This is a genomic window from Vampirovibrio sp., from assembly GCF_041737375.1.
GTDB lineage: Bacteria > Cyanobacteriota > Vampirovibrionia > Vampirovibrionales > Vampirovibrionaceae > Vampirovibrio.
In genome coordinates this window covers 80,065-105,599 of record NZ_JBGSRV010000010.1, presented here as the reverse complement: position 1 = coordinate 105,599, position 25,535 = coordinate 80,065, and the positions used below count along the sequence as shown (strand labels likewise).

General features: G+C 51.1%; 24 protein-coding genes. 14 read left to right on the top strand and 10 right to left on the bottom strand.

From position 1 onward, the window contains the following. Window positions 1–2: 2 nt before the first annotated feature. Both ACEW81_RS05420 and gghA read right to left on the bottom strand, forming a co-directional pair. Window positions 3–380, bottom strand: a complete 378-nt coding sequence (locus tag ACEW81_RS05420) for a hypothetical protein (RefSeq protein ID WP_373531948.1) — start codon at window positions 378–380, stop codon at window positions 3–5. A 96-nt stretch (window positions 381–476) separates the two neighbouring features. Then, the gene (gghA, locus tag ACEW81_RS05415) at window positions 477–3,503 is read right to left on the bottom strand and encodes a glucosylglycerol hydrolase (RefSeq protein ID WP_373531947.1); all 3,027 of its coding nucleotides are present in this window, start codon (window positions 3,501–3,503) and stop codon (window positions 477–479) included. Window positions 3,504–3,676: 173 nt separating this feature from the next. Here gghA and ACEW81_RS05410 point away from each other — a divergent pair, with 173 nt between their 5' ends. The 3 genes from ACEW81_RS05410 (at window position 3,677) to ACEW81_RS05400 (ending at window position 6,074) form a co-directional block, all read left to right on the top strand. Beyond that, window positions 3,677–4,750, top strand: a complete 1,074-nt coding sequence (locus ACEW81_RS05410) for a DUF2145 domain-containing protein (RefSeq protein WP_373531946.1) — start codon at window positions 3,677–3,679, stop codon at window positions 4,748–4,750. Window positions 4,751–4,990: 240 nt separating this feature from the next. Continuing rightward, complete coding sequence (locus ACEW81_RS05405; RefSeq protein ID WP_373531945.1) at window positions 4,991–5,593, top strand: hypothetical protein; 603 nt, start codon at window positions 4,991–4,993, stop codon at window positions 5,591–5,593. A 97-nt stretch (window positions 5,594–5,690) separates the two neighbouring features. Continuing rightward, on the top strand, window positions 5,691–6,074 hold the full coding sequence (locus ACEW81_RS05400; RefSeq protein ID WP_373531944.1) for a hypothetical protein: 384 nt from the start codon (window positions 5,691–5,693) through the stop codon (window positions 6,072–6,074). Here the strand turns inward: ACEW81_RS05400 and ACEW81_RS05395 are convergent. From ACEW81_RS05395 to purB, 3 genes are all read right to left on the bottom strand, one after another. Next, complete coding sequence (locus tag ACEW81_RS05395) at window positions 6,071–7,657, bottom strand: bifunctional metallophosphatase/5'-nucleotidase (RefSeq protein ID WP_373531943.1); 1,587 nt, start codon at window positions 7,655–7,657, stop codon at window positions 6,071–6,073. The genes ACEW81_RS05400 and ACEW81_RS05395 overlap by 4 nt on opposite strands. Window positions 7,658–7,749: 92 nt before the next feature. Continuing rightward, the gene (gene glgX, locus ACEW81_RS05390; protein WP_373531942.1) at window positions 7,750–9,924 is read right to left on the bottom strand and encodes a glycogen debranching protein GlgX; all 2,175 of its coding nucleotides are present in this window, start codon (window positions 9,922–9,924) and stop codon (window positions 7,750–7,752) included. Window positions 9,925–10,100: 176 nt separating this feature from the next. Continuing rightward, window positions 10,101–11,396 carry an adenylosuccinate lyase gene (gene purB / locus ACEW81_RS05385; protein ID WP_373532489.1) on the bottom strand — a complete coding sequence of 432 codons (1,296 nt, stop codon included), beginning with the start codon at window positions 11,394–11,396 and terminating at the stop codon, window positions 10,101–10,103. 151 nt (window positions 11,397–11,547) lie between these two features. Between purB and ACEW81_RS05380 the strand changes: the two genes are divergently transcribed. After that, window positions 11,548–12,666: a hypothetical protein gene (locus tag ACEW81_RS05380; protein ID WP_373531941.1), complete on the top strand. Its 1,119-nt coding sequence runs from the start codon at window positions 11,548–11,550 to the stop codon at window positions 12,664–12,666. A gap of 44 nt (window positions 12,667–12,710) precedes the next feature. Here the strand turns inward: ACEW81_RS05380 and ACEW81_RS05375 are convergent, their stop codons facing one another. Continuing rightward, on the bottom strand, window positions 12,711–12,890 hold the full coding sequence (locus tag ACEW81_RS05375) for a CopG family ribbon-helix-helix protein (protein WP_373531940.1): 180 nt from the start codon (window positions 12,888–12,890) through the stop codon (window positions 12,711–12,713). 45 nt (window positions 12,891–12,935) lie between these two features. Continuing rightward, window positions 12,936–13,103, bottom strand: a complete 168-nt coding sequence (locus ACEW81_RS05370) for a ribbon-helix-helix protein, CopG family (RefSeq protein WP_373531939.1) — start codon at window positions 13,101–13,103, stop codon at window positions 12,936–12,938. A 448-nt stretch (window positions 13,104–13,551) separates the two neighbouring features. Between ACEW81_RS05370 and mtaB the strand changes: the two genes are divergently transcribed. The 8 genes from mtaB to ACEW81_RS05330 all read left to right on the top strand — a co-directional run bounded on the left by mtaB (window position 13,552) and on the right by ACEW81_RS05330 (window position 21,770). Then, window positions 13,552–14,964 carry a tRNA (N(6)-L-threonylcarbamoyladenosine(37)-C(2))-methylthiotransferase MtaB gene (mtaB, locus tag ACEW81_RS05365; protein ID WP_373531938.1) on the top strand — a complete coding sequence of 471 codons (1,413 nt, stop codon included), beginning with the start codon at window positions 13,552–13,554 and terminating at the stop codon, window positions 14,962–14,964. Next, window positions 14,961–15,536, top strand: a complete 576-nt coding sequence (locus ACEW81_RS05360) for a hypothetical protein (RefSeq protein ID WP_373531937.1) — start codon at window positions 14,961–14,963, stop codon at window positions 15,534–15,536. The genes mtaB and ACEW81_RS05360 overlap by 4 nt, the downstream gene beginning before the upstream one ends. A gap of 111 nt (window positions 15,537–15,647) precedes the next feature. Further along, window positions 15,648–17,210, top strand: a complete 1,563-nt coding sequence (gene metG / locus ACEW81_RS05355) for a methionine--tRNA ligase (RefSeq protein ID WP_373531936.1) — start codon at window positions 15,648–15,650, stop codon at window positions 17,208–17,210. Window positions 17,211–17,225: 15 nt separating this feature from the next. Then, on the top strand, window positions 17,226–17,735 hold the full coding sequence (locus tag ACEW81_RS05350; protein WP_373531935.1) for a DUF6980 family protein: 510 nt from the start codon (window positions 17,226–17,228) through the stop codon (window positions 17,733–17,735). 11 nt (window positions 17,736–17,746) lie between these two features. Further along, complete coding sequence (locus tag ACEW81_RS05345; protein ID WP_373531934.1) at window positions 17,747–18,553, top strand: TatD family hydrolase; 807 nt, start codon at window positions 17,747–17,749, stop codon at window positions 18,551–18,553. 39 nt (window positions 18,554–18,592) lie between these two features. After that, entirely contained in the window at window positions 18,593–18,817 is a 225-nt protein-coding gene (locus ACEW81_RS05340; RefSeq protein ID WP_373531933.1) for a hypothetical protein, read from the top strand. Continuing rightward, window positions 18,814–20,316 (top strand): ABC transporter substrate-binding protein, encoded by a 1,503-nt coding sequence (locus ACEW81_RS05335; protein WP_373531932.1) that lies wholly within the window; start codon window positions 18,814–18,816, stop codon window positions 20,314–20,316. Before ACEW81_RS05340 ends, ACEW81_RS05335 begins: the two co-directional genes overlap by 4 nt. A 14-nt stretch (window positions 20,317–20,330) precedes the next feature. Beyond that, window positions 20,331–21,770: an aldehyde dehydrogenase family protein gene (locus ACEW81_RS05330; RefSeq protein WP_373531931.1), complete on the top strand. Its 1,440-nt coding sequence runs from the start codon at window positions 20,331–20,333 to the stop codon at window positions 21,768–21,770. Here ACEW81_RS05330 and mtnC read toward each other — a convergent pair. From mtnC to ACEW81_RS05315, 3 genes are read right to left on the bottom strand one after another with little or no spacing between them, the layout of a single operon-like run. After that, window positions 21,767–22,477, bottom strand: coding sequence for an acireductone synthase (gene mtnC, locus ACEW81_RS05325; RefSeq protein ID WP_373531930.1), 711 nt, complete (start codon window positions 22,475–22,477; stop codon window positions 21,767–21,769). The genes ACEW81_RS05330 and mtnC overlap by 4 nt on opposite strands. A 3-nt stretch (window positions 22,478–22,480) precedes the next feature. Beyond that, entirely contained in the window at window positions 22,481–23,011 is a 531-nt protein-coding gene (locus ACEW81_RS05320) for a 1,2-dihydroxy-3-keto-5-methylthiopentene dioxygenase (protein WP_373531929.1), read from the bottom strand. Further along, a complete protein-coding gene (locus tag ACEW81_RS05315; protein WP_373531928.1) occupies window positions 22,986–23,660 on the bottom strand; it encodes a methylthioribulose 1-phosphate dehydratase in 675 nt (224 codons plus the stop codon). Before ACEW81_RS05315 ends, ACEW81_RS05320 begins: the two co-directional genes overlap by 26 nt. A gap of 145 nt (window positions 23,661–23,805) precedes the next feature. Between ACEW81_RS05315 and ACEW81_RS05310 the strand changes: the two genes are divergently transcribed. Both ACEW81_RS05310 and ACEW81_RS05305 read left to right on the top strand, forming a co-directional pair. Further along, a complete protein-coding gene (locus tag ACEW81_RS05310) occupies window positions 23,806–24,366 on the top strand; it encodes a hypothetical protein (protein WP_373531927.1) in 561 nt (186 codons plus the stop codon). Window positions 24,367–24,522: 156 nt separating this feature from the next. Next, window positions 24,523–25,485: a hypothetical protein gene (locus tag ACEW81_RS05305; protein ID WP_373531926.1), complete on the top strand. Its 963-nt coding sequence runs from the start codon at window positions 24,523–24,525 to the stop codon at window positions 25,483–25,485. The last annotated feature ends 50 nt before the right edge of the window (window positions 25,486–25,535 follow it).

The window sequence follows — 25,535 nt, the reverse complement described above, 5'->3', positions numbered from 1 at the left end:
GTTTAAATGGCGGTGCAATCCACGCCGCTGGTTTTTAAATCGCTCAGCTGTTGGCCTGGGCCATAATGACGAATTACAAACGAGGCGGCGTTGGGCTCAATGAACTTGTCCACCCGAACGGTTTCCGCCACGGTTTGTTCGCCGTCGGTTACGCTCACCGTCAGTTGTCCGGTGCAGCGGTAGCGGTAAGGCGAACCATTCGAAACCCGGACGGAAGGGGCGGCTTGACTGGGGTCGGCGCACAAGGCACCTTCTTTACATTTTTTTTGCTTTTTAACGTACACAAAAAAGCGCAAATACGGATCATAGTTGGCAAACGCCTGCACAGAACCAAAGGCCAGTAAGAGCAAGGCCGCTAGCCCGATAGTGACATTTTTCAAAACGGAGTCTCCTCGGTTGGGTGTTGGTAGTTTCCATTATAGATAACCTAGCGCTTTTTTGAACCATCAGGCATGGGTGAAAGGGCAGAGATGCCTTTAGGGTGCGGGGTTCAGGCTTCGTTCCAGTAGAATGGCCTGCCCGTTCCGCACGTTTTCCAGCACAAACTCATGGTTGATGCTCTCTGGAAGCTCTCCCAGTCCGGGGGAACTGGCGATCACCTGCCATGTTTCGGTATTGGGTAAAAAATCGGCCAAGGCCAAGCGGGCCAGTGGCTTGCCTTCCATGTTGGCGAGCAAAAATACCTGCTTGCTTTGATCCGGGCTGGTGCGCCAGCCGTAGTACAGGGTGTTGGCGTTTACCACATCCCCCTGATCCGAAAAGAAGGCCCCGGTGTTTTTGGCCCCATTGGGCAGGATTTTGCGGTTAAAAAAGTCCAGGGTCAAATCGTTCACCGGGTTTTTTGCCAACCAGGTATTTTCTTGCCGAAAACGCCGCAAGGCCAGGTTAAAGGCGGTTTGGGCGCTGTCTTGCTGGTCGCTGTAGCGAGAGAGCAGGCACAGTTCCTTGGCCCCTTCCATAAAGGCCATTGCAAAGGCTTTCAGGGTGGGGGGTGGAATCACCCCATTGGTCAGCAACTCGGCAGGGGTCACCGCCACCAGCTCAGGATGTTGTCCCCAGGCTGAAATATCGTAACCGTTCCGTTGGGCTGCATCTTCTAATAGCAAGGCCAGCAAGTCGGTTTGGTTTTGTTCATAAAGCGATTGCAGATACAGCAGCTTTTGAGTAATGAGGCTTTCTGGAGCCTCTGTTTGGTGGGCCAGTGTGCGGGTTATAAATTTGGCGGTAAATGACAGTTTGCGGTCGGCCTCAATGGGATCTTGGGCCAGCGCCCCTTGCAGGGTTTCCACCCACGCTTTGGCCTCTGCCGAAGCTGGATGGCGCAGGGCATGGGCGTGGTTTTTCAGGGCCTCTACATCCACAAATCCGCCCAGTTCGGCGGGGTCATCAAACAAGTACAGCACCATGGTGGGATCGGTTTTGATGGTTTCGTGCAGGTTAAACAGCACATCCATAAAGGCGGGCTTTGCATGGTCTTGGCCAAGGAGTTGGATGAGTTGGCTAAGCCGCTGAAAGCCCAGCGCTTTTAATGGTTTGAATGATTCTGGCTGATTATAAAGATCCTCATTCACATACCAGGTGAGAAACCGGCTGCCTTCATCGGCCACCACTTTTACTCCGTAGCGATCATCCGTATTGCGGAAAAACAGCCAGGGGGTTCTGAACAAAGCGTTCACAAAAAACATGGGGGAACCGGGCAAAAAGCCCAGCACCAAGGCGCTTAAAGCGGGGTTATCCAAGGCGGTGTGGGCGGCGGCGGGTAAATCGGGGCCGAGTTGATCGTTGTAGAAATCATCAAAATGATGACCACTTTGAAACAGCCGTCCCGGCTTGGGGGAAACCAGCCGGTAGTAATAGCGGGCGTTATCGTGGTTGGAGTGGCCGGTAATCCAGTCCTGACCGTCCTTGAAGGTATCCTTGAAACGATCCCATTTGTTTTGGAACCACTTGAATTTACCATGCACGTTATGGGCAAAAATCAGGGAACCCCATTGCTTCACCCGGTCGTTGTCCGGTAAGGCGTGTTTCAGAATATGTTCGGTGTAGGTGGCGTTATACAGCCAGTTCATGTCGTTGGGCCACGGGCGACCGTCTTCCACGTTCATATCCAGTCGGCGGGTCAGGCTGTTGCCTTCCGCGTCGGTAATTTCCTGTTTCTGGGTCACCATTTCCCGAATAAAATCATCGTCCTGCACCCGGAAATCGGTCACCGGATCAATGGTTTTCACAAAGTCCTGACCGCCGTCTACCCGCACGCAATCAAACCCAAAGTTGATTTTTCGGCGATACATTTCCAGCAAAATGGCCCGCACCACCGCATGCCCGTAGTTCAAATCCCGCCCGTACATGTTGGCGCCCCGAAAATAGGCGCTATGCACATATTTAAGCTGGTTGGGCAGTACGGCTGGTTGCTCCGGGGTTTCCAGCAGCTTGGCCCCCTGAAAATCAGCGTGCCCCAGCACAGCGTCCAGCGAAATCTGGATGGGCCGATGGGGCATGTTGTGCAGGGTTTCCACCAATGCCAAAAACTCATGGGGCCTGCCGCTGCGTAAAATAGAGGGGTTCACCGCGCCGGTGCCGATGATGGGCGTATCATAACCCCAGTTGGAAATGTCCGGTTTTTTCAGGGTCACGGTAATGGTATTTTCACCGGGGGCTGTAATTTTAAAGAACTCGCCGCTGGGGCTGCTTTCCGATTCCCGCTCCACCGGTGGCACTTCGGGGGTCAGCTCCACGGTATCAAAGGCCACCCAGTTTTGTTCGGCGGCGGTAAAGCCAGCGTAAGGATCGTTGCCTTGGGCCAGATTATTGCGAATTTTTTCAGCCAGCGCTTGATAATGCTCGGTTAGGGCGGCCAGCGTGCCTTCCTGTGTGGCGGTTTCCGGGTGAATTTCCAGAGTAATGCCAATGTCCTTGGCCCGCATGGTGCCGTCTTCGTAGCAGTCCCGGTAATGGGTTTTGAAATATTCCAGATCGGTTCGATTCTTCAGCAGCGCCGCCATGTCATACACTTCGGCGGGGGCGTAAACCCCAAAGGGAAGTGATTGAGCCAGTGGATCCCGTAAAATCAGTGGGGTACCGTTTGGTGGGGTGTATTGTACCCAGTAAAACGCCCCTTCTTGCTGGGGGGAGCCGATGGGCAGGTGATCCACCGCGGCCAGCAGGTAATCGCCACAAGCCTGCATGGGCAGGGATATTTTAGTAAAGCTGCGCTCAGCGCAACTGCCTTTGGGCCATTGTTCTAAATTCAGGGGTTGAGCGGGCATAAACAGTTCCAGCCGAAAGTTCGGGTGCTGACTGTTCAGCGGCGCTTGTTGCAGGCCGGGTATCCAAAAGCCGAATAAAGCCTGATTTTCTCCAATTTTCCGGCTGCCCAGCAAGTTTCGGGCAATATGGCGGGCTGTGGAGAAGTCGCTTCCCCCTTGGGTTTCCAGCTGTTGAAGCCGTTGGACGTATTGGTGGGTCAGTGTTTCGTTGAGTGAGGGGGAAAGCGTAGTCAACACGAGTCAGCACTCCGGCAAACAATTAAAGGCGTCTATATTCTACCAGTAAGATGAGCAAATACATGGCAAGGCTTGTGTTATCATAAGCGACTGCTTTGAGCCGATGTGCTCATTGGGTTTCTTGTTGGGTTTAACCAGTAGTGATCTTTCGTGATCTTTAGGAGTTGGAAAGAATGCGTCTATCGCCTTCACCTGCTGCATTGGGTTTTTCAAATTCCCCCGGTTTGAGAAACCGGAACGGTGTGTTGTTTGGAAAGGCCGAACCACATCCCAAACTCTCTGAAATGGATGAGGATCTTTTGCTGGATGAGGCCCTGGATGCTTTTACACCAGCTCCTTTGCTGAATGTTCCGTTGCATGTCTTTAATGCCATCCGGCTATACACTCAAATTGGGCTGAGCCAGTCGCTGGCCGCTATCAGTGGGGTCAAGGCGGCACCCCCCGAAGATCCAGCCCAGCAGCGGGTTCAAAAAACCCGGCTGATGAAGTTTGAGGTCGCTGATGCGTTGGCGGACTGGATGGCTGTTACGCTCAGTCAAGCCAACGTCCAGTTTGCGGTGGTGGCCCGTCAGGGGGGATTGGGACTTAAAAAGCATGATGCCACGGGCATGCTGCATACCGGTATTGCCTGCTTTCACCCTGAACAAAACCAATGGAAAATTTATAACCTGGTAGAGCGGCAACTGGATAAAAAGTTAGATCCCTCGGGTAAAAAGCGGCCTTTGCAATGGCTTCGCCCCTATCCGCCAACGTGTGAAATCCGCTGGACTGATCCGGTCGATTTTTTTTATCAGCAGGGCGGGTACAAAAAAGAGGCTTTGCTGCTGATTCCGCCCCCCGGCGCTCAGGCGGGTTTAAAAGCGCTGTTTGAAAGTGGCTGGTACAAAAATCTGGCCTTTACCCCTAATTATAATTTGGTTTCCGCCCCGCACAGTAAAACCAGTTTAAATTGTAATAAGTGGACCTTATTAATGATGCTGGCCGCTGCCAAGGCGGAGGCTGATCCTGAGCGGTTGCTGGCTGATATTGGTCGAAATTACAAGCCCGGTGGCCTGAACGTGAGTTTTTGGCAGCGCCTTTTTGCGGCTTCGGATCCTCGGGTTCGGGCCAATGAGGTGCCTTGGCAGGGGCCGATTGAAACGGTGACCGTGGAAAGTTTGCTGAAGTCTGATTTATTTGAACATCACATTTTTTGCGTTGAGCCTGTGAACTCCCATAGGCCGTTATTTGGCTGGTCCCGCCTGTAAACGGCAGGCGCTTTGCCTAAAAATAACCCCTCGCCGGAGGCAAGGGGTGTAATGAATGAGCATTTGTTGAGTAGTTGAGGAAGACAGCCTATTGGATAACTTTAGTATATAGATTAAATATACTTGCTTCATCATCCATGGGATGTAGATCCGGTTTATATTGGGGTTCCTATGTTTGAATGAGTGCCTCAAACTCCCAAACTGCTATGATCAGAGTGCAAAATTGAGGGTTGCAAGCCAATGTCGGTAGAAGTCAGCTTAGGTAATCGGGTGCTGAAGCGCCTTGTTGGGCAATTAAGCCCCGGGTTGATGCTTGCGCTTGCCTTGTTGGGGTTGCTCAGCGCTTCAGCCCTTGCGGTTCAGCCCGATTTAACGCTGGAAACAGAGCCATTCTTCAAGCCGTTGGTAGATACGACCCAACATCAACCGCTTGAGGCTCAACCTTTAAAACCTTTGGAAGGTCGGGCGGAAAAGCAGGGGGAAATACCCATTAGCAATGCCTCTACCCCCATCATTACCGGCAAAGTACAAACTCTGCAACAGGCCATTGATTCCGAACGGGATGGGGTGGACTGGTATGCCTGGTATATGGCGGCTCGCACCTACATTGGAAAAACCGGCGGGTTGCGCTGTGCTTTGGGAACCCCCATTAAATTTTATCGCAGCGGAAAGATGGAAGCCCTGACCTTTGACACCGGCTGCATTGCTTCTGTGATGGGGCGACGTTTTCCCTTGCCTTCTAGCACCACGTTGGATGCCTTGATTTTACCGGTTCGGGCGGGGCAAGGCCCTCCAGCTACCCGAGATGAGATTTACTCCAGAATTAGAATGAAATCGGAGTAAGCTATAAAAACGGGGGCGAGCAATTTTGAAGAACCGTTTCTTTTAAAAGTTTTATACAATAAAGGTTGGTTCAATTGCGAAAAGTGAGTGATGGTTGATGAGCGTTTTTAAAACAGGGCTTGCCCTGAGTGCTTTGTTAATGCTGGGGCTGAGTGGCTTGCCAGCTCAGGCCAAACAGCCTGCCAACTGGTACGATTGGTACCGCAATTTACACGGGTATTTAAGTTCAGAGGGTGGTGTGCTTTGTTCGCCCGGTACTGAATTGCAGTTTCATACGGATGGAAAAATTACCGCTGTTAGCCGAGATGCCGCTTGTGTGGCTTCTTTGGCAGGCTTGAGTTATCCGCTGCCGGAAAACACTTCGGTGAGCCAACTGTCGCTGCCTATTCGCAAATATAGTGGCTGGCCGTTGTCTTCTCGGGCCTTGCAACAGTTGGTCAGCCACCAAATCAGCGCGAGTCAAAGCGATAAATCCCCTTAAATTTTATTGGGGAGCGGCTTGCTGGTGGTGGCGTGAATGCGTCCCTCCACCTGAGGAGCAATGGTCTTGGCTTGCTGAATGGCTTCTTGCACAATTTCAGAATCCGAAAGCGCCTCTTGGGGATCGTTTAATACTTTGGCGGATTTCAGCATAACGTAGTCATCCCCACCCTTCAGCACCAGATAAGCCGGTGTGGCCAGAGTGTAAGTCTTCCCCTCGTTCAGGGGCTGGCCGTTTACACTAACGCTCAGTACTCTGCTGCCGATGGGCTTAACGGGATCATAAACAAACTTGAGCCCGGACACTTGTGGAAAGCGGCCCGCCTCTTCTCCCAGACGGCTCACCCCATTTTCCAGCGCCTGTTTTAAAATTTTGCCAGAGACTTCCACCTTCAGCACCGGCCCTGCGAATTGCAGGATAGTGGACACGTCTTTTCGGGTAATAGGGCCTGCCGGGTAGATTTTGTTGGCCCGGATTGAACCCCCGTTTAAAACCGCCACGTCGGTTTTCAGTTTGGCCCGGTAGGCATCGGCTAAAAAATTGCCTAAATTGGTTTCCTGGCTGCGGTTATCGGCTTGCAGGGCGTTCAAGGGCACCGTGGTTTGACCAATGGTTTCTCCCAGTCCGGCTTCAATCTGGTTCAGGTAAGCCTGCACACTGGCCGCCACCTTGGGATCGTCGGGAATGGACTGATCCACTGGTAGCATTTGCGCATCCATGCTTTGCAGGCGATGGGTTTCAGGGTCCAGCCACAAATCGTAACGGCCCATGGTGCGGGCATCGGAGCCTACTTTGTAAATGGGGGTACCCTGCACCACCGATTGCAGCAAGGTATGCTCATGCCCGCCCATTACCATGGCTACGGCATGATTCATATTGCTGGCCACCCGCTTGTCTTCATCCAGCGTGAGGTGGGTGATGGCGATAATGACGTCCGCGCCTGCCTGCCGCATTTGGCTAACCGTGGCGCAGGCGGTGTAGGTGGGATCTTTAAATTCCACGTTGGGGCCAGCGCTGGAGGCATTTTTGGTGTCGGGGGTCAGCAACCCGAAAAAGCCGATTTTTACCCCGTTGACCGTTTTGATCACGTAGGGCAATACCGAGCCAAAGGGCTTGCCGGTGGTTTTGTCCATTACGTTAGCGCTGACCCACTGGAACCGGGATTCCTGAATGCGTTGCAATAAAATGTCATTGCCAAAGTCAAACTCATGATTGCCCAGGGTGGCCACATCCAGCCCCACCTGATTCCACAGATCGATCATCTGTTTTCCGTAAAACAGCTTGGCCCCCGGAGAAGGGGACAGGGTGTCTCCGGCTAAAATTAAAAAAGTATGAGGGTTTTCGGCCTGAATGCGCTGGCGTAAGGTGGCAATACGGGCAAACCCGCCCGGTTCAGAGGGTTTATCCGGGGCCAGTTGATATACATCGTTGAGTTGCAACAGGGTGATATGAATGGGCTGCGGGTACTGGGCCACCCCGGCTTCTGTCCAGCCCGGCAAGCTGGTGGCTAGGGCGCCAAAGCCCAGCAATCCTACCAGGGAAATCGATAAGACAGACTGACGCAGAAAACGGGAAATACTCAAACGCGACACAGCAAAGCCTCAACCTAAACGCTTGTGTTCATTTTAGTACAATTTATAACTTTGTTATAACAAGGTGTACTGCGTGGGTGTGGCTACCTTTTTAATTTAAAAAGCGCCACACTGCGCCCCGGCAACTTGTAAATGGTTTCTCCCGAAAAATATTGCAGCGCGTCTTCAGGCAATTCTCCGGTGGTTTCAAACATCAATTCCCAGGTATCTCCATGATTGAGTTTTGGCAAATGGAAGGCCACCGGCTTATACGATCCGTTTAATAAAACCAGAAAGGTGTCGCCGGTAATGGTATTGCCTTTTTCATCCAGTTCATTAATGGCGGAACCGTTCAACAGGGCACCCATCCAAAGGGCCTCAGGCTCTTGCCAGTCGGCCTCAGTCATTTCAAGACCTTTGGCGTTGTACCAGATCACATCTTTGATGTTATAAGCTTTGGAGGTGAGCCCGATAAAGAACTTCCGGCGCTGAAACACCGGGTTTTCCTTGCGAATGCGGATGACCTGCTTTACGAATTCATAAAATTCCTGCTGTTGCTGGGTTAAATCCCAATTGAGCCAGCTAATTTCGTTATCCTGGCAGTAGGCGTTGTTATTGCCTCCCTGAGTTCTGCTGAACTCGTCTCCAGCGGCAATCATGGGAACGCCCAACGACAGCAGCAGGGTGGCCATCAAATTTCGTTTTTGACGAAAGCGCAAGGCGTTGATTTTAGGATCCGGGGTTTCCCCTTCCACGCCAGTATTCCAGCTGTTGTTGTGATTGTCTCCGTCCCGGTTATTTTCTTTGTTGGCCTGATTATGCTTATCGTTGTAGCTCACCAGATCATGCAAGGTAAACCCATCGTGCGAGGTGAGAAAATTAATGCTGGCATGCGGGTCTTTGGCCGAATACAAATCGCTGCTTCCGGCAATGCGGGTGGCCATTTCGCTTAGGGTTCCGGCATCGGCTTTCCAGAATCGGCGGGAAATATCACGGTATTTACCATTCCATTCCGTCCACAGTACCGGGAAGTTGCCCACCTGATAGCCGCCTTCTCCCAGATCCCAGGGTTCTGCAATCAGTTTGGCCTGGCACAATACGGGGTCCTGATGGATGACATCAAAGAAAGAGCCCAGTTTGTCCACAAAATGCACGTCTCGCCCCAGCGTGGAGGCCAGATCAAAACGGAAGCCATCCACATGCATTTCTTGTACCCAGTAACGCAGGCTGTCCATAATTAACTGCAAAACACGGGGGTGGCTTACATTCAGGGTGTTACCGCAACCTGTATAATCCATATAAAAACGCGGATCGCCGATAACATGCTTGTAATAGCTTCGGTTATCAATGCCCTTAAAGCTTAGGGTTGGCCCCAGGTGGTTCCCTTCGCAAGTGTGGTTGTACACCACATCCAGAATGACTTCGATGCCCGCTGAGTGCAAGGCCCGCACCATGCTCTTGAATTCCCGAATGGGGTCTTCCGGGTTGGTTTTTTGGGAGCTGTAGCGAATATCCGGGGCAAAATAACCCAGCGTATTGTAGCCCCAGTAATTGGTTAGCCCTTTTTGAATCAGAAAGTGATCATCCAGATGATGATGCACCGGCAATAGCTCTATGGCGGTTATGCCCAAATCCAGCAGGTGTTCAATCATCGGTTCACTACCCAAACCGGCGTAGGTACCCCGTAAATGCTCAGGCACCCTGGGGTTTTTCATGGTTAAGCCTTTAACATGCGCTTCATAAATAATGGTTTTGTGCCACGGCGTCCGTAACAGTCGGTCATCTCCCCAAGCGAACGAGTCATCCACCACAGCGGCTAATGGCGCGTAGGGCGAGCTATCCCGTTCATCCATCAGCAAATCCGCGTCGGCAAAGGTGGCGCTTCGCATGGGATCGGGAATTTGATAGCCAAATAAGGCGTTGTTCCATTTTTCAAGCCTTACAATGGACTTGGCGTAAGGATCTACCAATAGTTTATAGGGATTGAAGCGATGGCCTTCCAGAGGGTCCCACGGGCCATAAACCCGGTATCCATAAAGCTGCCCCGGTCGCAGGTCTGGAAAATAGCCGTGCCAGACGTGATCGGAATATTCCAGCAACAGGATACGCTTTACTTCGGTGGGATTTTCCGGAGACTCAAACAGGCAAAGCTCTACGGCTTCAGCATGTTCTGAAAAAACAGCGAAATTGACTCCCAAGCCATCCCAGGTTGCGCCTAACGGGTAAGAACTACCCGGATATACCCGCAAATCCATGGTGTTAAGTGGCTGTGTAATCATCCCTGACTCCTTTGAACGCTGATCTTAACCGTTTTAGTGTGGAAGCTCTGCCTTATCTACTTTGGAAACTGTTCTTTAATATTCTATTCCGCAAAGCGTTTATGCAACGCTTTTAAAATTAGCTTTTTGGGGGCGATGCCAGCGGTCTACTAGCTTTTGTAAGCTAAGCAGGCTTTTTAAAGTCCAAACCGTTCATAAATAGCGGGGACATGGCGCAGGTAGTCGGCCACATCAAAGCAGGCTTCAATTTCTGCCGCTGATAGCTGGGCGCTCACTTCAGCATCTGCCAGCAAATTCTGGCGAAAATCTCCTTGGGGTTTGTTCCAGGCGGCATGGGCATTTTTCTGGGTCAGGCGATAAGCGTCTTCTCGGCTCATGCCTTTTTCTATCAGGCTAAGCAGCACCCGTTGAGAGAATATAATGCCCCCAAAGCGGTTCATGTTGGCCCGCATATTGTCTTCATGCACAATGAGATCCTGCATGACCGTATTAAAACGGTTCAGCATGTAATGGACCAGAATAAAAGCATCGGGAAAAATAACCCGTTCCACCGAGCTGTGGCTGATATCCCGCTCGTGCCAAAGCACCGCATTTTCCAGCGCCGGGGTAATATAAGAGCGCAACAGGCGGGCCAGCCCGGTTAAATTTTCGGAGCTGACCGGGTTGCGCTTATGAGGCATGGCCGATGAGCCTTTTTGCCCCTTGGCGAATCCCTCTTCCACTTCCAGAATATCGGTTTTCTGCAAGGCCCGGATTTCAACCGAGAATTTTTCAATGGAGGTGGCCAGATTGCCCAACGTCATAAAAAAGTCGGCGTGCATATCCCGGGAAATAACCTGGGTGGAGGTTAAGGCTGGCTTTAGGTTCAGTAATGCGCAAACACGGGCCTCCACTTCAGGATCGATATTGGAGTAAGAGCCCATGGCCCCACTGAACTGGCCCACCCGGTTTTCTTCCAGCGATTCGCTCAGGCGTTTTTGCTGGCGTTGCAGTTCATCCATCCAGTTCAGCAATTTAAGCCCAAAGGTAATGGGTTCTCCATGAATGCCATGGGAACGGCCCACCATCACGGTGTCCCGATGGGCAAGGGCTTTGGCCCGCACGGTATCAATTAAAGTTGATAATTTTTGTTGCACCAGCGCCCCGGCTTCCTGAATTTGCAGGGAAAGGGCGGTATCCAGCAAGTCCGAGCTGGTCATACCCATATGCACGAACCGGGCGTTTTCTCCCACCGATTCGGCCACGCTGGTGAGGAAGGCGATCACATCGTGCCGAACTTCGGCTTCAATTTCGTCAATGCGGGCGATGTCAAAACGTGCTTTTGCGCTCACATCTGCGCTAACGCCAGCGGGAACCAGTCCCATCGATTCCTGGGTTTCCAGAACCGCCAATTCCACTTTTAACCAGGTTTTAAAAATGGCCTCACGGGTCCACAGGGCAGACATTTCGGGGAGCGTATAGCGTTCAATCATGGCGGTGAGCTTGGCTTTCTCAAGAAAATCAACTACTTTCCCGATTATTTTGGGCCAGACAGAGGGGATAATCAAGACAGTATCCTTCTGGCGTCTTTGGATTCCGGGCTGGGTAAAAACAGGCATTAATGGCCTGATAGTGGAGGTTCTCATGTTTAAAACAGCTCAGCGGCAATTCCCTTCTTTCAAATATGGGCAAGCGCTTTGTTTGTCTTTGCTGTTATTGCTTTTGGCCCCACTTTCCGGTTTTTCGCAAGGCAGTTTGCCGTCTCTGGATCATTATCCGGGAACCCCTGCCCCCACATTGACACCGGCCCAGGATTTTTCGCCAGCGCCAGCGGCGGCTCCCGCTTCTGAAAGCAATGCCTATCATCCGGTTTCCTATAGTTCACCGGCCATGAACACCAGCCCCAGGGCCGCTGGTAAACGAGTGACTCGGAGTCTGGGCCACCTGCTTCAGGGAGAACATGACATTAAGCCCCTGGGGTACAGTCCTTTGCCCGGAATCGTCATTTTTCCGGTGATTAAACACGGCAATGAAAAAGCGTTTGGGGATTTGCCTACGATGTTTGCCCGGGAATACGCCCAGCGGCTGGAGTTAAAAGCCCCAGAAACCAAAATTTATCACCCGGTGTACACCGTGGATGAACTGCGGATGCAGGGCCTTGGCCATGTGTACGATCAGATTATGACTTATTATTTGAAAGCGGGCCGCCCGGAGCCAATGGCTATGGATTATTTACTGAAACAACTCAGCAACAACAGTAAGCCCATTGCACGGGTTATTTTTGTGGAGGCCGATTTGGATATGACCCACCCCGAGCAATCCACCAATGCCGGGGAGTGGCTGAAGCAAATTATGACGGATGCCATTCCCAGGCAAATGAACTACTTTGTGCGGAGTCGTTTGCAGGTATTTGATGCGGAAACGCCTGAGTTTCAAATGGTATGGGCCGGAAGCTGGGTGCGTTCCATAAAAACCAACCGGTTTTTAAACGTAACACCTTCTGTTTTTACCGATAGTGATAGTCAGCAGTCATTTGCCGCAGTTTCCCGGCAAATGAGCCGGGAAATTTTGTATACCACCCCCAAGGCCGCTTACATGTACCCGCAGTACGATACTGCGGTGGTTGGGCAGGTGGTTCCTCAAAAGAGATGGCAAAAAACACCCCATTTTTCTGAGTCGTTACCTCAAAACGGGGCTTTAGATGGTGAAAATAAAAATGCGGTGCAGCGTATTTTGCGCAGGCAAAATCCCGGTAACCCCTAGTAGTTGCTCTGAGCCTGTATTAGCGCAGAGCAGACAACTAGCGGTTATTCAATAATCTGGGCTTTATAGCCGTCGGATTCGTGCTGACGAATGTAATTCCGCAATGCTTCCCGAATGAGTTCACTGCGTGAGCGCTGTTCCTCATCGGCCAGTAAATCAATTTCTGACAGGAATTTTTCAGGCAGGGAAATCAGTACCCGAGTACTTTTGGATGCTTTTACCATGAACGTTGACTCCTTTCATTTCAAGGGAAAAAGGGGGATGTGATATTACTCCAGTAAAATGGAATCCATCACGGAATTAACGGGCGCACGGCGGCGCATATAAACACGCAAGGCCTGACGAATGAGCTCGCTACGGGTGCGTTGTTCGGAATCGGCAATTTCATCAATCTTATCCAGGAAATCCTCACGCATAGAAATTAACACTTTGGCCATGGCTGCTCCTCTATCTTGGCAATCAATCTTTGTCTCTCAACAAAAAGGGGAAATTATCACGCTGATTAAATAAAAACAAACGGACGAGCCGGATTGCCAAGGGGATTGGTATGTTACATACTATTTACACCTGATTGGGGACTCAGTATATATGCTCGCCATGAGCTGTTGATAAAGGTTTTTCGAGGCATTTTATCCACAAGATGCCTGAAAATTCTATCTTTTGTATCTCACAAGAGACGCAAAAGTTATTACATAAGTATCTATTCTTGAGAAAGTTCAGCCTTTTGAATATCCCTCCAGAGGGTGAGATTCGAAAAAGCTTTTAAGCGCAACGCTTTTACCCCCATGGCATGTTGCGATTTGATCGCATTCCATTGATCCTTGGCCCTGTGGGAGGGAAAATAACCCAACGCGTTCCTTGCATCAATCGAGATCCAGCTTTTGTATGACCCATTCTAATCGCCCTTCCAATCCCTTGCGGCCACACACGCCGCCTGAGCCTCTAACTCTGCCAGAGGGTCAGCCTGATTCGGCAGCCAGTAGAACCGTGGCCTTTTACACGCTGGGCTGCAAGGCCAACCAGTTGGAAACCTCTACCCTGGCCAACCAGTTTCAGGATCAGGGCTGGCATATTGTGCCATTTGACGAAGCCGCCGAGGTGTATGTGGTGAATACCTGCACGGTGACCGAGCGCAGCGATCAGGAATCCAAACGCATCATTCGCCGGGCCAGGCTGTCCAATCCCGCTGGCCGCATAGCCGCTACCGGCTGTTATGCCCAAGTGGCCCCCGATGAGCTGGCAGCACTGGATGGGGTTAGTTTTGTGATTGGCAATAATTTTAAAGATCAACTGGTCCGCATTGTGCAGGATACCCCTCGCTCGGATCGCCCTCTGGTGCAGGTTTCAGAAATTGATAAAAGCCGCATTATGGAAGGCGCTTCCTCGGCGGCCATTGATCGTACCCGAGGCAGCCTGAAAATTCAGGACGGCTGCGATTATAAATGCACCTACTGCATTATTTGGGAGGCCCGTGGCCTTAGCCGTAGCCTGCCGGTGGCGGATATCAAGCTGCAACTCCAGCGCATGCTGGATGAAGGCTTTAAAGAAGTGGGCCTGACCGGCATTAACATTGGACAGTACGAGCATGAAGGCGCTGATTTGGCGGATCTGCTGAGCGAACTTGTCCAGTTGCCGGGGCAATTCCGGCTACGACTAACCTCGCTGGATCCCATGGAAGTGAGCGACAAGTTGATTGAGGCCGTGCAACAGTCCAATGGTAAAATATGCCCCCACTTTCATTTGTCGGCCCAAAGCGCTGAAGATTTTGTACTGAAACGCATGGGCCGTCGGCACCATGTGGCCGATATGGTGCGGGTTTGCCAAACCATTGCCCAAAAAATACCACACGCTTCGGTGGGTTCCGATATTATTGTGGGTTTTCCCGGTGAAACGGCGGAACGCTTTGAAGCCACCTACGAAGCGCTGCAAAACGCCTATATGAATTATTTTCACGTCTTCAGCTATTCCAAGCGCAAAGGCACCCCTGCGGCCACCTTCCCGGATCAGGTGCCGGAGCGGGAGAAAAAAGCCAGAGCTCAAACCCTGCGGGCTTTGTCTGAATCCAAAAATCTGGCCTATCGCCAGCGCTTCCTGGGGCAGTCGCTCCACGTGATTGTGGAAGAAAGCGAACCCGGCGAGCCGTTGAAAGGCATGAGCGAGAACTACCTAAAAGTCTACATTGAGCCCAATGGCCTACCCCTGCAAGCCAACGACTGGTTGACAGTCCAAATCAACACTATAAGCAAGGAAAATACTTATGGGTCAGTAGTTAACAAAAATCAGGATGCGGACGCTTGAAAAAGCCATTTCGTAAATACTTCAATTCACGCCTTGCCTTACTTCTTTTAGCACCAATAGCTACAATCTCATTGGGTGTAAATTTCACTGTTTTAAAAACACACTCAGCAAATTTAGTCTCATCCTCAGTTTCAAACTCTCATCTTAGTTTGTTTATATTCTCCAATATCAAGAGTGAGTCTCCTGAAAACAGTAGGTCAGCAAAAAAGCTTGAGCCCATAGATTCAAAAAAATTAACCGCAAAATACAATGAGGATGGTAAATTTTGTGGCTCTGCAGGCTGTATCTACCAAGTAAAAGATAGGCAAGGGAAAATTCTTGTTGAGGGTCTTTCGATGGGTAATCCCGTTTGGGTAGAATCCTATACAGATGGTGAAAAAGATCTTCTACATTATGCGAAAATCTACCCTGCAATAGGGCGTAATAGGGTAATTATCGAGTGTTACAACAAAAAAACGCACACTTATGATAGTGAAAACTGTTCTGTACCCATCTTCGACACAGAATTTGTCTTCATTAATGAATTACCACAGCTTGCAAAAGCTCTTTTAGGTAAAGAATCAACTGAATAACAACAATGTCATTACTTCTATTAGTAAACTATTTGCTTATTCAGACTCCCCTCTGAGAGAATAGAAGGCAGTATCCACCCCAAGCGTGTATGGACAGGAACACCCCACCCCATGAGCGAAAACACTTACTACATCACCACGGCCATTGATTACGTCAACGCCGCTCCCCATTTGGGCCATGCTTACGAAAAAATTGCCACGGACGTGATGGCCCGTTTCCAGAAATTGATGGGCAAAGAGGTTTTTTTCCTGACCGGCACCGATGAGCATGGCACCAAGGTGGAAAAAACCGCTGCCAGCCGAGGCGTTACTCCTCAACAGCATACCGATGAGCTGGTGGAATCATTTAAATCGGCGTGGGCGTATTTAAATGTGGATTACGATCGCTTTATCCGCACCACGGATGAGGCGCATTACACGCTGGTGGCAAAGCTATGGCGCAAATTAGCGGCCAAGGGCGATATTGAAAAGCGGGCTTATACGGGCTTGTACTGCACCGGTTGCGAAAAATTCGTGACCGAACGGGATTTGAATGACGCGGGCGAATGCCCCAACCACCAGCGCAAGCCGGAAGCGGTACAGGAAGAGAACTACTTCTTTAAGCTTAGCAAGTATAAACAGGCCCTTCAGGCCCATATTCAAAATAATCCCGGTTTTATTTTGCCGGACTTTCGGGCTACCGAAGTGTTGCAAATGCTGGAGGATCTTGAAGATATCAGCGTGTCTCGCCATAAAAACTCGGTCAGCTGGGGCATTCCGGTGCCGGGTGATGAGGAGCAGGTGATTTACGTCTGGATTGACGCCCTGAGCAATTACCTGACCGGCATTGATTATGACGTTGACAAAGTAACGCCCAACCCGTTCTGGCCTGCGGATGTGCATATGATTGGCAAGGATATTTTGCGCTTCCACGCCATTTACTGGCCCGCCATGCTGATGTCCGCTGAGATTCCGTTGCCCCGGCAAATTTTTGCCCACGGCTTTATTAACATCAACGATGCCAAAATCTCTAAAAGCGTGGGCAATGTGGTGTCTCCCTTTAGCTTAAAAGAGCGTTTCGAGCTGCCCAACCCCGATCCCATTCGCTATTACCTGATGACGGTGGCCACTTTTGGGCAAGACGGCGGCTTTACGGAAGAAGATTTCAAGCTGAAGGTGAATGCTGATTTGGCCAACAATTTGGGCAATCTGCTGAACCGCACCTTGAATATGACCAACAAGTATTTTGAGGGTCAGGTGCCAGCCTCTCAACATGCCAAACCGGGTATTTTACATGCCGAAGGCGTGGCAGAGGTGCGTGAGGCCTATGAGAAATTTGACTTCCAGAAAGCGGCGGAGTTGATTTTGCAGTTGGTGGACTGGGCCAACAAGCAGATCAATGATCTGGAGCCGTGGACTTTATTTAAAGAAGGCAAATTGAGCGAGCTGGCCGATTTGATGTACACGGTGCTGGAAACCTTGCGCCAAGTGGCTATTTTGCTCAGTCCCATTACCCCCACCTTAAGCGATGAAATCTGGTCGCAACTGGGGTATCAAGCGGTCCTCAGCCAGTTGTCTCCCCGTTGGGAAGATATTGCCAACGCCCATATTCCGGTTGGTCAGCGCATCAACCTTCAAGGTCCCATTCTCCCCCGCCTGGACAGTGAACTGGCCGGAGCGACCAAAAAGAAATAAAGAGTCATTGAACCCATGAACTGTGAACAATTTAAACGCTCTTACAATAAATTTGATGGCGCGGCCAATGTCATTCACTGGAAAGACATTGAAACCCCCGAATACGCCTCCTACTCGGATCACATGCAGGATTGCCACGTCTGCCGGGACTGGTTCCAGACCGAGCAGTTGAAAGACTGGAAAGTGGACCCCAGCTCCTATCCGTGTATTCATATGGCTTATCATGCCAATTACCGTTGCGCTTCGCATCAGGATGCCTGGGAATGCCCCAGCAGCCTGATTGTGTATGTGGATCAGTATGATGAATACGGCATCCCCATTCGGGATGGCGGAACGTCTTATTGGAAGATTGACTGTTGCCCGTGGTGCGGGAACGCCTTGCCTCAATCCAGACGGGAGTTATGGATGCAAAAGTTGCGGGCGTTGGGTCATGACCCCATGAATCAATATGAAAAAATTCCACAGGAATACAAAAGCGCCAAGTGGTACAAAGACAATCACTTCCCTGATTTACGGCTGGTATAGGACCGATGCCCATGAGCGCCATTCCCATTATTGATACCCATTGCCACCTGGATTATATCAACCGGCAGGAAGAACACCCGGATGGCCTGGCTGGCACCGATCCGGTGCAAGTGCTAGAGCGGGCCACAGCGGCAGGCGTTGAATTTTTGGTGAATCCCAGCGTAACCCCCGCCAAATTTCCGGAAGTGATGGCCATGGCTGAGCGGTTTGAGAACGTTTATGCGGCGGTGGCCGTGCATCCCACCGATGTGGCCGATATTGTGGATCAACCCCAATGGCTGGCGGAAGTGGAAGCGCTGCTGGCCCATCCTAAAGTGGTGGCCGTGGGAGAAACCGGGCTGGATTACTACTGGGATCAATCGCTGGTTGAATTGCAGAAAAAATGTTTTAAAAGCTTGCTGGAATTGGGCCGAAAGTATGACTTGCCGGTGATTGTGCATGACCGCGAAGCGCACGAGGATGTGTACCAGATGATTGGCGAGGTGCCAGGGGTGCGGGGCATCATGCACTGCTTTTCGGGCGATACGGATTTTGCCCGACGCATGATTGAGAGAAATTTTTACGTAAGTTTTGCCGGAAACGTGACTTTTAAAAAAGCGGAAAATCTGCATCAGGCCGCTCGGGACATTCCGCTGGAATGGATGCTGGTGGAAACCGATTCTCCGTTCCTCAGCCCTGTGCCCTTTCGGGGCAAGCCCAACGAGCCTGCCCGAGTGAAGCATGTGGTGGAAAAAATTGCGGAACTCAGGGGGATTTCTTATGAGGAAGTGGCTGCGGTGACCACCGCCAATGCTCGCAAGGTGTTTGGTCTGTTATGATGGAAGGGTAAAATTCCTTCGGTTGGGAAACCCTGTTTCATGCTGATTGTCCTGCCTTCTACCCCTACCACTGAAAACGCCAGCCAATGGTTGAATGAGCGAAATATTCCGCATCAGTTAATCACCATTCCCGAGTCTCTGGGCTATAAAACCGGCTCGGATCTGGCCATTTACATTGAGGGCAGCGATCAGCAGGGCGTTCCCATGGAATTGACCAAAGCCCGCTTTGTGGTGATGCGGGTCTTCAAGGATTTCCAGTTATGAACCGCCGCCCCCCCTCTCTCTCTCCCCCTCTCCCCTTTTCCGCTATTTTAAGCGTTTCAGCCTTTTGGGCTTTTTTAACCTCTCTCCGCGCCCTCTGTCATTCCCGCATACTTTGTCATTCCCGCGAAGGCGGGAATCCACTGCGCCCACCGGCAAGCAATACCCCTCCGGCCAAACAACATCCCATCAGCAAAAAAGTAGCTACCCAAGCGCAGGCAAGCGGGCGCATGTTTGCGGTGGCCTTGTTGCTGTGCGTTACACTGGTCTTTGCCAGTTGCGCCCAGCCCGCTCCCCATAAGACAGAACCCATCACGCTTGAATTCTGGACGCTGCAACTGGATACCTTTAAAAGCACCCTGGAACCCATGTTTCTGGCCTACCAGCGGGAACATCCTAATGTGCGCATCAAGTGGGTGGATGTGCCTTTTTCCGAAGGCCCCAAGCGCACCTTAACCGCCATGCTGAGTGGCCATGCCCCGGATGTGGTGAATTTAAACCCCGATTTCTCCGCCATTTTGGCCAACCGGAATGCCCTGACCGATATGAATCAGGCTTTGCCGAAAAGCGTCAAAGCCACTTATCTGCCAGTGGCCTGGGATGCGGCGACGTTAATTAAACCGGGCCAAACGCCACTGGCTTTTGGTGTTCCCTGGTATATTACCTCCAGCGTTACCATTTATAACCGCTCTATCCTGCAAAAAGCGGGCTACCAACAGCCGCCCGTTCACTTTACTGATTTATCCGAATTTGCGGAGCAGGTGCGCCAAAAAGCGGGCGCTTACGGCATGATGCCAGTGATCGCCGAAAGTGGTAACTTTTTAAAGGAATTAAAAAAGCTGGGCATTCCCCTTTACAATGCGCAGGGCAAAGCCGCATTTGCCACCCCACCGGCCACTGAAGCGCTGGCCCGGTATGTGGATCTCTATCAACAGGGCTGGGTTCCGGCGGAAGCCATTACCGAAAGCCATCAATCGGCGGTGGGTCGTTTTCAGGCCGGGACGCTGGCCTCGCTATCCATTGGGCCAAATTTTCTGAAAATTGTGAAAGAAAATGCCCCTGATATTTATAAAGTAACCGGCGTGGCCCCCCAATTTCCACAGGATGCCGGGTATAAAGACTTTTCCTTGATGGTGCTGGTGGTGCCGAAAAAAAGCGCTCATCCTAAAGAAGCCGCCGATTTTGCCGCCTTCATCACCAATGCCAAAAACCAGTTGGCGCTGGCTCAGGCGGCCCCGGTTTTGCCCTCGGTGACGGCCGCTTTGCGAGATCCTTATTTTGCGGCATCTGCGGGGGATGATTTAATGGCTCAGGGTCGGGCCATCAGTGCGTCTCAGCTTTTAAAGGCCACCGCCGCTTATCAAATTCAACCCAACCAGAACGCTATCAATGAAATTATGAATCATTATGTGCAACTGGCCATGTTGGGCAAGCTATCCCCGGAAAACGCATTGCGCCGGGCCGAAACGGAAATCAATGATACACTGGAATTGGGTTCCTGAAGGAATTTTGATCCATGTCCACACACGCTCAAATACAGGCGGCCGCAACCGCTCAACCCTTTATATTGCAAGGCAGTGAACGCTTTGGCAAAAGCGGAAAAACGCGCCCCATTTACTATCCGGGGGATACGGTCACTTTGGTGGGCGAAGTGCATTATGCCGATGACTTGCATTTGGAGTTAATTGAGAAGACCGCTCAACAAGGGTTTCAGCATTTTCGGAAAACCGGGCCTCAAAGACGCATTGAAATTTTGCACAATCTGGCGGATCGCATTGAGGCCCATCAGGAGCCTTTGGCCTTGCTGATTACCCAGGAATGCGGCAAGCCCATTACGCTGTCTCGCAACGAAGTAATTCGGGCCGCCAAAATTTGCCGGGCCTATGCCACCGAAGTGGAACGAGCCACCAGCACCCTGTTGCAGGTGGAAGGTCGTTCAGCCCGCATCAGCCGGTTTCCGCTGGGGCCGGTGCTGGCCATTACCCCTTATAACTTTCCGCTCAATCTGGTGGTGCATAAGCTGGCCCCGGCCATTGCCGCGGGGTGCTCCATTACCATCAAGCCTGCCCCGCAAACGCCGCTAACAGCGCTTTACTTGGGGCGATTGGCGGTGGAAGCCGGATATGAAGCCATTAGCGTGGTGCCTGCCGATAACGGGGTATCCGAAAAACTGGTGCGCTCTCAGACCTTCGCCAAACTGAGTTTTACGGGCAGCGCCAGGGTGGGCTGGCATTTACGCGCCTTGGCGGGTCATAAATCGGTTACCCTGGAGTTGGGCGGTAACGCGGCCGTGATTGTAGAGGACTTGAACGCCCCGGTGGAAGAGGTTGCTCGGCGTATTGCCTTTGGGGCCTTTGCTTTTGCGGGGCAAATTTGTATTTCGGTGCAACGCATTTTTATTCACGAATCCCTGAAAGATACCTTGCTTCCGGCCTTGGTTGCCGCCACCCGGCAAATTAAAGTGGGCGATCCGTTTAAGCCGGAAACGGAAGTGGGCCCCTTGATTAGCATTCAGGACCTGCAACGCACCCGTACCTTGATTAAAGACGCTTTAAAAGCCGGTGCCAATGTCATTTATGGGGGCAACACGTTTAACGCCTTTACGGTCAACCCCACCCTGCTGGATCGTACCACCCCCGAGATGGCCATTAACGCAGAAGAAGTATTTGCGCCCATTGCCACGGTAACCCTGTACCGGGATTTTGAAGCGGCGCTGGCCTTGGTCAATCAATCCCGCTATGGGTTGCAAGCGGGCGTTTATACCCAAAGTTCCAAAAAGATGGAGCAAGCGTTTCAAACCCTGGAGGTGGGCGGCTTGCTGATTAATGATATCCCCACCTTTCGGGCCGATTTATTGCCGTACGGCGGGGTTAAGGATTCCGGGCTGGGGCGTGAAGGGGTGCTTGCTGGCATGGATGAATACACTTACCTTAAAACGCTGATACAGAACCCTTAAAAGCCCGCAAACGGGATTTCGGTGTGCTGTTCAATGGCTAGCAAGTCCGGGGCATGCTGGTGCCTGGGCGATGGTTTGGTTCCTTCCCGCACAATTTGAATAACCTGCAAACCAGCCAGACGGGCCGCATCCAGTTCGGCTTCAATATCCGATAAAAACAGGACTTCAATAGGGGGTAAATTCAGTTGGGCCGCAATATTCTGGTAAGAGGCGACCTCTTGTTTGGCGCCCACCTGGGTATCAAAATAATGGCCAAACATCGGGGTTAAATTGCCCGCTACAGAATGGGCAAACAACAGTTTTTGGGCCTGCACCGAGCCGGATGAGTAAATGCCCAGCCCAATCCCTTTGCGTTTCCAGTTTTGCAAGGCCTTTGGTACATCGTCGTAAACATGGCCTTGATAGTGCAATTGTTCAAACCCTTCTTTCCAGATCAGTCCCTGCAATTGTTTAAGGGCGGTATGCTTGCGATCCTGCTGAATCCAGCGGAGTAAAACCTCAATGACTTCCGCCTGATTCAGGGCTTTGCTTTCTTCGGCCTGGACGGTTTGCTGAACCGATTGCAGGGCTTCCTGAACCGATGGCATGTTGGCGTGTTCGTTGATATAGGCGGACAGTCGCTTGGCGGAATAAGGAAACAGTACCTGATGCACAAAGTGAATATCGGTGGTGGTGCCTTCAATATCCAGAAGAATAAACCGAATCATGGGTTAAAAACCTTCCCGAAATCGTTCATCCACACCGGATTGGGTATAGTGAGGCACCCAACCGGCGGCGTCCGTAAATATGCGAATGGTTTTTACAAAGGCTTCCGGCCCTAAATCAAACCAGTGCTTGACGTTGGCAGGCACGGACAATAAATCGCCACTGACGCATTTAACGCAAAAAACGGGTTCATCGTTTTCCAGATTGAACCAGAAGAACCCTTGTCCATCCACGAAAAAGCGCACTTCATCTTCGGTGTGGGTATGTTCCCGCAAAAATTTGGCCCGAATGTCGGGTAGATTGGGCGTGTCGGGACGCACGGAAATGACATCGGCGGTTTGATAGCCATGGGCGGCCTTGTAAGGGGTTAATACCGGCTCGTAGGCGGCCATAATCGTTTCCGGGGTGGCATCGGGAGAGAACGCGCAACTGGCCTCCCATTGTTCAAACAAAATGCCACGTGCGTTTAAATAAGCACGGATTTCCGGGTTTTCAGTTAGGGTGATGGCTTTATCGGGAATAGTCAGGATACCCATGGGACCTCAGCTTTAAAATACAGTCAAATAAAAATTCAAACACTTCCACATGCCGCTTGGCCTGTGCGTGGGTGGCTCCCCAGGTGTATAGGCCATGACCAGCCAGCAGGAAGCCGTAAAGGGGTGGATGATTGCCCCAGCCCGCTTCAATTTCCGCCGATAAGGCGCTCATATCCTGAGCGTTGGAAAAAATGGGCAGCCAAATTTCGGTTTGATGGGTGGCAGTGCCTTCCAGCCCTTTCAGCACTTCAAAGTCTTTTAAGCCAATGCCTTTTTGTGCTTCATAAAGCTTGGATAATACCGTGCCGTTAACCGAGTGGGTGTGCAGCACCACCTGAGCGCTGGTGTCTTTTTGGTAAACCAGCGCATGAAGCAACGTTTCAGCCGAGGGGCGAAGGTGAGCCTGTTCCGGGTGAATGACCTGGCCCGCAAAATCAACGTCCATAAAATTTTCGGCACTGAAGGCGCCCTTATCCAGCCCGGAGACGGAGATGGAGAATCCGGGTGAGCCTTCGTCAGGCAGGCGGCAAGAGAAATTGGAGCTGGTGGCGGGCGTCCAGCCACGGCTGTGCAGGAAATGAATAATTTCCGTTAGCTTTAAAAGGCGTTGAGTCTGAACAGCGTCCACGGGGGCTGAGCTGGGGGACATGGCTGGGGCTCCGAGCATCCTGTATCAATACGAATACTGTAGCAAAAGGAATGGGGGGCGTAAAGGGAATGCGGCGCTGGTGGTAGTGGTGGCTTTTATGGGGGCTTGCCTCCAAACGCTCCGATTTTGGTAGGATAAAGATCTGATGACGTTGAAGCCTAAAAACAGTTGGATTCCATGGGTGCTTTATCCCACCGGCGATTTAATCGCTCAGTTCATTCTGGGTGAATTTCAGGTGCTGCGTTTAATGGCCCTCTCCTTGGTGGGCGGGCTGGTGTACCAGCAAGAAGTGCCACGCTGGTTTCAATGGCTGGATCAACGCTCTTTTACCGCCGCTCAGGTGCAAGCATTCCCACCGCTAAAATGGTTGACCCAGCCGCAGCAAGGGGCACAGCCGCAAATTTACCGTTTGGGCTGGTTTGGCAGAACGCTGGGAGCCATGCTTTACTTTAGCCCTTTGTGGATTACCCGGCACATGCTGATTTTGAAAGTAGCCACCACCGCTTGGGGCCACATTGCCATTGCTGCCACCCTTCAGGATTTATGGCTGGCCAGTTGTAAATCGTTTCTGGTCAACTTGCCCTTGTCCCTGCTGGGGAATTACATTATTCAAGCCCGCCTGCCCCTAAAGTCCCGTTTTTTAGGCAGCATCATCATGACCGGCCTGATGAGCATTGCCTTTGCCTTGGCCTACCGTTTTTTTTAAAAAAACAGAGCCGCTTTGCGTGTGGGCGCACAAAATAAAATGTTTCTCCTTTTTTAGATATACTACGTAGGCTGAATAAAGTTCTTCACCGCCATAAAAACTTTTAAACACCATTTATCTGCAATGCATCTGCATGATTAAAAAGGTATTTGATTTATGAACACCACTCAAAATAGCTCTCCTCGGCTGGCTAGCCCTTTGTCCGTACAAAAAAAAGCGCTAAAGGTATCCAGTGGCACCAAGAAAAACTTTTTTTATGCCGATCCTGGCAACAATTTTAAATCGGTGAAAGCGAAGGCAGAAGCCCGATCTCAAGATCTTTCTTTTCCCCACTATCATTTTTGCCCTAACGTAAGCGCTTTAAACGCAATCGGGGAGGCGTTCGATTCGTTCACCCCGACTAAAATTACGAACCAGAATTTAAACGCCTCTAAGCCCATTTTCTCCACGACGGCAGAAGAGGCTGCTTATATTACTGATTTAAAAGCGAAGGCCCAAGCGTTAAACCTGGACTCTGTGCTGGAGGAGGCCATGAAAGTGCCTGTCAGTAAAAAAAACAGGAAGCTTCAGTTACATACGGATGATTCCACTCGAGTACCCAGCCTTAAAAGCTTGCAATACACGGCCAAAGTCAGGGATTTTGGACTTCAAAATAATATAGAGGTTTCTGAACACAGCTTGACCCGAGCGTTGCAAGATGGTGTCGCCTTGACTTTTCTTAAAGCGCTTAAAGAATTTTGCCATGATAGTCCTGACTCCAAAACGGTTTTGGTTTATGACCAGCGCCCAGATAAACGTTCCGGTTCCGGTAAAGTCCGTAATCAGTTGCACCTTTTTAGGCCCAGTAGCGCCACTAAAAAGGGCGTTTGTATTCCATTAAGTCCACCCAATCCCCAAAATGTCCATTTGCCAAAAGCGCTCAAAGCAAAAACCGTTATTGCGGAAGATATCGCAAAACTGGACAAAGGTTTTCAGAATGGTTCATTTGTGGTTTTGCATACCGATGACGGGCTGCCTATCAACACCAACGCATTGTATCGATCCGAAAGCAACAAGGACTTGGCCCCAAAAAATTTAACTGCCTGTTTTGATGCCCTGGACTTAGTTAAACCTTCTTAAGCCAGTCTGTGGCAGGGTGAGCGATGAGCAACGCTCGAGGCTTTTACCTG

What these genes read in the sequence shown, in the direction of transcription:
- ACEW81_RS05410 (WP_373531946.1), top strand. Translation starts at nt 3,677, where the DNA reads ATGCGTCTATCGCCTTCACCTGCTGCATTGGGTTTTTCAAATTCCCCC.
- ACEW81_RS05405 (WP_373531945.1), top strand. Translation starts at nt 4,991, where the DNA reads ATGTCGGTAGAAGTCAGCTTAGGTAATCGGGTGCTGAAGCGCCTTGTT.
- ACEW81_RS05400 (WP_373531944.1), top strand. Translation starts at nt 5,691, where the DNA reads ATGAGCGTTTTTAAAACAGGGCTTGCCCTGAGTGCTTTGTTAATGCTG.
- glgX (WP_373531942.1), bottom strand. Translation starts at nt 9,924, where the DNA reads ATGATTACACAGCCACTTAACACCATGGATTTGCGGGTATATCCGGGT.
- purB (WP_373532489.1), bottom strand. Translation starts at nt 11,396, where the DNA reads ATGATTGAACGCTATACGCTCCCCGAAATGTCTGCCCTGTGGACCCGT.
- ACEW81_RS05380 (WP_373531941.1), top strand. Translation starts at nt 11,548, where the DNA reads ATGTTTAAAACAGCTCAGCGGCAATTCCCTTCTTTCAAATATGGGCAA.
- ACEW81_RS05375 (WP_373531940.1), bottom strand. Translation starts at nt 12,890, where the DNA reads ATGGTAAAAGCATCCAAAAGTACTCGGGTACTGATTTCCCTGCCTGAA.
- ACEW81_RS05370 (WP_373531939.1), bottom strand. Translation starts at nt 13,103, where the DNA reads ATGGCCAAAGTGTTAATTTCTATGCGTGAGGATTTCCTGGATAAGATT.
- mtaB (WP_373531938.1), top strand. Translation starts at nt 13,552, where the DNA reads ATGACCCATTCTAATCGCCCTTCCAATCCCTTGCGGCCACACACGCCG.
- metG (WP_373531936.1), top strand. Translation starts at nt 15,648, where the DNA reads ATGAGCGAAAACACTTACTACATCACCACGGCCATTGATTACGTCAAC.
- ACEW81_RS05350 (WP_373531935.1), top strand. Translation starts at nt 17,226, where the DNA reads ATGAACTGTGAACAATTTAAACGCTCTTACAATAAATTTGATGGCGCG.
- ACEW81_RS05345 (WP_373531934.1), top strand. Translation starts at nt 17,747, where the DNA reads ATGAGCGCCATTCCCATTATTGATACCCATTGCCACCTGGATTATATC.
- ACEW81_RS05340 (WP_373531933.1), top strand. Translation starts at nt 18,593, where the DNA reads ATGCTGATTGTCCTGCCTTCTACCCCTACCACTGAAAACGCCAGCCAA.
- ACEW81_RS05335 (WP_373531932.1), top strand. Translation starts at nt 18,814, where the DNA reads ATGAACCGCCGCCCCCCCTCTCTCTCTCCCCCTCTCCCCTTTTCCGCT.
- ACEW81_RS05330 (WP_373531931.1), top strand. Translation starts at nt 20,331, where the DNA reads ATGTCCACACACGCTCAAATACAGGCGGCCGCAACCGCTCAACCCTTT.
- mtnC (WP_373531930.1), bottom strand. Translation starts at nt 22,477, where the DNA reads ATGATTCGGTTTATTCTTCTGGATATTGAAGGCACCACCACCGATATT.
- ACEW81_RS05320 (WP_373531929.1), bottom strand. Translation starts at nt 23,011, where the DNA reads ATGGGTATCCTGACTATTCCCGATAAAGCCATCACCCTAACTGAAAAC.
- ACEW81_RS05315 (WP_373531928.1), bottom strand. Translation starts at nt 23,660, where the DNA reads ATGTCCCCCAGCTCAGCCCCCGTGGACGCTGTTCAGACTCAACGCCTT.
- ACEW81_RS05310 (WP_373531927.1), top strand. Translation starts at nt 23,806, where the DNA reads ATGACGTTGAAGCCTAAAAACAGTTGGATTCCATGGGTGCTTTATCCC.
- ACEW81_RS05305 (WP_373531926.1), top strand. Translation starts at nt 24,523, where the DNA reads ATGAACACCACTCAAAATAGCTCTCCTCGGCTGGCTAGCCCTTTGTCC.